The sequence below is a fragment of the Mycobacterium sp. OTB74 genome (genome assembly GCF_029892685.1).
Classification (GTDB): domain Bacteria; phylum Actinomycetota; class Actinomycetes; order Mycobacteriales; family Mycobacteriaceae; genus Mycobacterium.
The window spans coordinates 1-1,728 of record NZ_JARXVD010000051.1; the positions used below are offsets into that span (position 1 = coordinate 1).

A 1,728-nucleotide genomic window follows, 5' to 3' on the forward strand; every position below is an offset into this window, starting at 1 on the left:
AGGGCAGGTAAATGGTGCTCCTTAGAAAGGAGGTGATCCAGCCGCACCTTCCGGTACGGCTACCTTGTTACGACTTCGTCCCAATCGCCGATCCCACCTTCGACGGCTCCCTCCACAAGGGTTAGGCCACCGGCTTCGGGTGTTACCGACTTTCATGACGTGACGGGCGGTGTGTACAAGGCCCGGGAACGTATTCACCGCAGCGTTGCTGATCTGCGATTACTAGCGACTCCGACTTCATGGGGTCGAGTTGCAGACCCCAATCCGAACTGAGACCGGCTTTGAAAGGATTCGCTCCACCTTACGGCATCGCAGCCCTTTGTACCGGCCATTGTAGCATGTGTGAAGCCCTGGACATAAGGGGCATGATGACTTGACGTCATCCCCACCTTCCTCCGAGTTGACCCCGGCAGTCTCCTACGAGTCCCCGGCATAACCCGCTGGCAACATAGGACAAGGGTTGCGCTCGTTGCGGGACTTAACCCAACATCTCACGACACGAGCTGACGACAGCCATGCACCACCTGCACACAGGCCACAAGGGAACCAATATCTCTACTGGCGTCCTGTGCATGTCAAACCCAGGTAAGGTTCTTCGCGTTGCATCGAATTAATCCACATGCTCCGCCGCTTGTGCGGGCCCCCGTCAATTCCTTTGAGTTTTAGCCTTGCGGCCGTACTCCCCAGGCGGGGTACTTAATGCGTTAGCTACGGCACGGATCCCAAGGATGGAACCCACACCTAGTACCCACCGTTTACGGCGTGGACTACCAGGGTATCTAATCCTGTTCGCTCCCCACGCTTTCGCTCCTCAGCGTCAGTTACTGCCCAGAGACCCGCCTTCGCCACCGGTGTTCCTCCTGATATCTGCGCATTCCACCGCTACACCAGGAATTCCAGTCTCCCCTGCAGTACTCCAGTCTGCCCGTATCGCCCGCACGTCCACAGTTAAGCTGTGAATTTTCACGAACAACGCGACAAACCACCTACGAGCTCTTTACGCCCAGTAATTCCGGACAACGCTCGGACCCTACGTATTACCGCGGCTGCTGGCACGTAGTTGGCCGGTCCTTCTTCTGTAGGTACCGTCACTTGCGCTTCGTCCCTACTGAAAGAGGTTTACAACCCGAAGGCCGTCATCCCTCACGCGGCGTCGCTGCATCAGGCTTGCGCCCATTGTGCAATATTCCCCACTGCTGCCTCCCGTAGGAGTCTGGGCCGTATCTCAGTCCCAGTGTGGCCGGTCACCCTCTCAGGCCGGCTACCCGTCGTCGCCTTGGTAGGCCATTACCCCACCAACAAGCTGATAGGCCGCGGGCCCATCCCACACCGCAAAAGCTTTCCACCACAACCCATGAAGATTGTGATCCTATTCGGTATTAGACCCAGTTTCCCAGGCTTATCCCAAAGTGCAGGGCAGATCACCCACGTGTTACTCACCCGTTCGCCACTCGAGCACCCCGAAGGGCCTTTCCGTTCGACTTGCATGTGTTAAGCACGCCGCCAGCGTTCGTCCTGAGCCAGGATCAAACTCTCCAAACAAAAACTCCCCATCCAAAAAACAGGGCAGAATTCGAATCAGAAAAATCCGATCACAAAACAAAAGACACCAACAAACTGGCATCAAAAAAAACAACCACACCCCACAAACGGGAAAACACGAGGTGCAGCCAAAAAACAACAAACAAAAACCACCAAACACACTATTGAGTTCTCAAACAACACGCC

At 55.7% G+C, this 1,728-nt stretch carries 1 rRNA gene; it reads right to left on the reverse strand.

Annotation, left to right across the window (positions count from 1 at the left end):
• Positions 1–25 precede the first annotated feature (25 nt).
• Positions 26–1,542, reverse strand: a 16S ribosomal RNA gene (locus tag M2432_RS27845).
• Positions 1,543–1,728: the final 186 nt, after the last annotated feature.